5 protein-coding genes and 1 pseudogene are annotated in these 3,631 nt (G+C 61.3%); all 6 read left to right on the plus strand.

Features of this window, described 5'->3' with window-relative positions; all coding sequences use genetic code 11:
- Positions 1–392, plus strand: a pseudogene (locus EN884_RS29400) (preprotein translocase subunit SecY); the annotation flags it as partial.
- Positions 389–985, plus strand: a complete 597-nt coding sequence (locus EN884_RS29405; RefSeq protein ID WP_013531436.1) for an adenylate kinase — start codon at positions 389–391, stop codon at positions 983–985. The pseudogene EN884_RS29400 and the gene EN884_RS29405, both read left to right, overlap by 4 nt.
- Before the next feature lie 210 nt (positions 986–1,195).
- Entirely contained in the window at positions 1,196–1,564 is a 369-nt protein-coding gene (gene rpsM / locus EN884_RS29410; RefSeq protein WP_013531437.1) for a 30S ribosomal protein S13, read from the plus strand.
- 162 nt (positions 1,565–1,726) lie between these two features.
- A complete protein-coding gene (rpsK, locus tag EN884_RS29415) occupies positions 1,727–2,116 on the plus strand; it encodes a 30S ribosomal protein S11 (protein WP_006205444.1) in 390 nt (129 codons plus the stop codon).
- 102 nt (positions 2,117–2,218) lie between these two features.
- Positions 2,219–3,229: a DNA-directed RNA polymerase subunit alpha gene (locus EN884_RS29420; protein WP_013531438.1), complete on the plus strand. Its 1,011-nt coding sequence runs from the start codon at positions 2,219–2,221 to the stop codon at positions 3,227–3,229.
- A gap of 104 nt (positions 3,230–3,333) precedes the next feature.
- Positions 3,334–3,631 (plus strand): 50S ribosomal protein L17 (rplQ, locus tag EN884_RS29425; RefSeq protein ID WP_128360896.1); only part of this gene is annotated, 298 nt, incomplete at its 3' end.

Consider the following 3,631-nt stretch of genomic DNA (forward strand, 5'->3'; position numbering starts at 1 on the left):
TCTACATGCTGTTTTATGCGGCGATGATCGTGTTCTTCGCCTTCTTCTACACCGCGATTGTCTTCAACCCGAAGGACACCGCCGACCAGCTCAAGAAGCATTCGGGCTTCATCCCGGGCTATCGTCCGGGCGAGCGCACCGCCGATTATATCGATTACGTTCTCACCCGCATCACCGTCGTCGGCGCCATCTATCTGGTGCTGGTGTGCCTGCTGCCGGAGTTCCTGATCTCGGCGACTGGCGTACCGTTCTACCTTGGTGGCACATCGCTTCTGATCGTGGTCAGTGTCACGCTCGATACGGTTGCGCAGATTCAGGGTCACCTGATCGCGCACCAGTATGAAGGCCTGATCAAGAAGTCGAAGCTGCGCGGGGGGAAGAAAGCCAGATGAGGTTGATATTGCTTGGGCCGCCAGGAGCGGGCAAGGGGACGCAAGCACAAAGACTGGTAGAAAAACACGGCATACCCCAGCTCTCGACGGGCGACATGCTGCGTGCTGCCGTCCAGGCAGGCACCGAGGTTGGCAAGCGCGCCAAGGCGGTGATGGATGCCGGTGAACTGGTGTCCGACGCGATCGTCAACGCGATCGTCGCTGAGCGTATCGATCAGCCCGACTGCGCCAAGGGGTTCATCCTCGACGGCTATCCGCGGACCCTGGTGCAGGCGGATGCGGTCGAGCAGATGCTGTCGGATCGCTCGCAGGGGCTCGACGCCGTCATTGAACTCGTGGTCGACGACAAGGCCCTGGTTGGCCGGATCGTCAAACGCGCCGACGAGGCGCAGGCCGCCGGCCTTCCCGTTCGCAAGGACGACAATCCGACCGTGTTCGAAGAGCGCCTGAGGGAATACTACAAGAAGACGTCGCCGCTGATTGGCTACTACTATGCCAAGGGCAAGCTCCGCAGTGTCGATGGCATGGCCGATATCGACGCCGTGACGGAACAGATCGAAGCGGTGCTCAAGGACGCGGTGCGGGGAAATTAACGATTGCACTTGACGGAGGCGGTTCGCTGCGGTATGGCGGCCCGTCTTCCTATCAGGCATGAGCTTTGCTTGTCCGCAAGGGCAAGGCAGCCGCATTGAACTGGAAACTCCCGCATGGGCCGGCCTCCACCGGACGCGGGGCAACTTAAGACAGCGCCGAGCCTACCTTGTTTTTGAGGATTGGCCGGCCCACATGGAGAAGGGAAGAACATGGCTCGTATAGCCGGCGTCAACATTCCGACCAACAAGCGCGTTGTCATTGCGCTTCAGTACATTCACGGCATTGGCAAGCGGTTCGCCCAGGAGATCGTCGACAAGGTCGGCATCCCGGCCGAGCGCCGCGTCAACCAGCTGACCGACGCGGAAGTGCTGCAGATCCGCGAGACCATCGACCGCGATTACCAGGTTGAAGGCGACCTGCGCCGCGAAGTCTCGATGAACATCAAGCGGCTCATGGACCTCGGCTGCTACCGCGGCCTGCGTCACCGCCGCTCGCTGCCGGTCCGCGGCCAGCGCACGCATACCAATGCGCGCACCCGCAAGGGCCCGGCCAAGTCGATCGCCGGCAAGAAGAAGTAATTTTTTTAGGGGAATAAGGGAGTAGGGGAGTAAGGCAGTAGGGAATGCCCGCCAGTCGGGTCGCGTTTTTCCCTACTCCCTTGCTGCCCTATTCCCCTACTCCCTTACGAAGGTGGAGCCGCTGGCATTACGGCGGTGTAGAGATCAACTGAAAGGACTATCATGGCCAAGGAAGCCGCTCGTGTTCGCCGTCGCGAACGCAAGAATATCTCGTCGGGCGTTGCCCACGTCAATTCGACCTTCAACAACACGATGATCACCATCACCGATGCGCAGGGCAATTCGATTGCCTGGTCGTCTGCCGGTGCTCAGGGCTTCAAGGGTTCGCGCAAGTCGACCCCGTTCGCTGCCCAGATGGCTGCCGAGGATGTTGCCAAGAAGGCCCAGGAACACGGCATGCGCATGCTCGAAGTCGAGGTCTGCGGACCCGGCTCCGGTCGTGAATCGGCACTGCGCGCCCTGCAGGCGGCCGGCTTCACCATCACCTCGATCCGTGATGTGACGCCGATCCCGCACAATGGCTGCCGCCCGCGCAAGAAGCGTCGCGTCTAAGCATTTACCGAACGCCGCGCGAGCGCCCTTGGGCGCTCCTCCGCGGCATTCCAGGTCGCCCGCCACGATTGGATGGTGGCGGGTCAACGGAAGGAAAGCATCATGATCCAGAAAAATTGGCAGGAACTGATCAAGCCGAACAAGATCGAGTTCTCGTCGAAGAAGAAGACGCTGACCACGCTGGTCGCCGAGCCTCTCGAGCGTGGCTTTGGCCTGACGCTGGGCAACGCGCTGCGCCGCGTGCTTCTGTCTTCGCTGCGCGGTGCGGCTGTTACCGCCGTGCAGATCGACGGCGTTCTACATGAATTCTCGTCCATCGCCGGTGTGCGCGAGGACGTGACCGACATCGTCTTGAATATCAAGGAAATCGCCATCCGCATGGAAGGCGATGGTCCCAAGCGCATGGTCGTTCGCAAGCAGGGACCGGGTGCGGTTCTTGCCGGCGACATCCAGACGGTTGGCGACGTCGAGATCCTCAACCCCGACCACGTCATCTGCACGCTGGACGAAGGCGCTGAAATCCGCATGGAATTCACCGTCGACACCGGCAAGGGTTACGTGCCGGCCGACCGCAACCGCGCCGAAGACGCGCCGATCGGCCTCATCCCGGTCGACAGCCTTTATTCGCCGGTCAAGAAGGTCTCCTACAAGGTCGAGAACACCCGCGAGGGCCAGGTTCTCGACTATGACAAGCTGACCATGACGATCGAGACCGACGGTTCGATCACCGGCGAGGACGCAGTGGCTTTCGCCGCCCGCATCCTGCAGGACCAGCTCGGCCTGTTCGTCAACTTCGACGAGCCGCAGAAGGAAGTCGCTGCCGAGGCCGTCACCGAGCTCGCCTTCAACCCGGCGCTGCTCAAGAAGGTCGACGAACTCGAGCTTTCGGTGCGTTCGGCCAACTGCCTGAAGAACGACAACATCGTCTATATCGGCGACCTGATCCAGAAGACCGAAGCCGAGATGCTGCGCACCCCGAACTTCGGCCGCAAGTCGCTGAACGAGATCAAGGAAGTTCTGGCGGCGATGGGCCTGCACCTCGGCATGGAAGTGCCGGACTGGCCGCCGGAAAACATCGAAGACCTCGCTAAGCGTTACGAAGACCAATATTGAGCATGAATTCCAAGGATCGGCGGCGTGGGCCGCTCGATCCGACGGTCATGCGGAAAACCATCAGAGGCCGCGGCCTCTTGAACAACTGAAGAAGGAAAAGAGCCATGCGCCACGGTTTCAAAGGCCGCCGCTTCGCCCGAAGCATTAGCCATCGCAAGTCGATGTTCGCCAACCTCGCCGTGTCGCTGCTCGAGCACGAGCAGATCGTCACAACCTTGCCGAAGGCGAAGGACCTGCGTCCGATCGTCGAGAAGCTGGTGACGCTCGGCAAGCGTGGCGACCTGCACGCCCGCCGCCAGGTCATTGCCCAGATCGGCAATGAAGGCGTCGGCAAGCGTCTGTTCGGCGCCATCGCGCCGCGCTACGCCAACCGCAATGGCGGCTATCTGCGCAACATGAAGG

The organism is Mesorhizobium sp. M7A.F.Ca.AU.001.01.1.1 (assembly GCF_004022735.1).
GTDB lineage: Bacteria > Pseudomonadota > Alphaproteobacteria > Rhizobiales > Rhizobiaceae > Mesorhizobium > Mesorhizobium ciceri.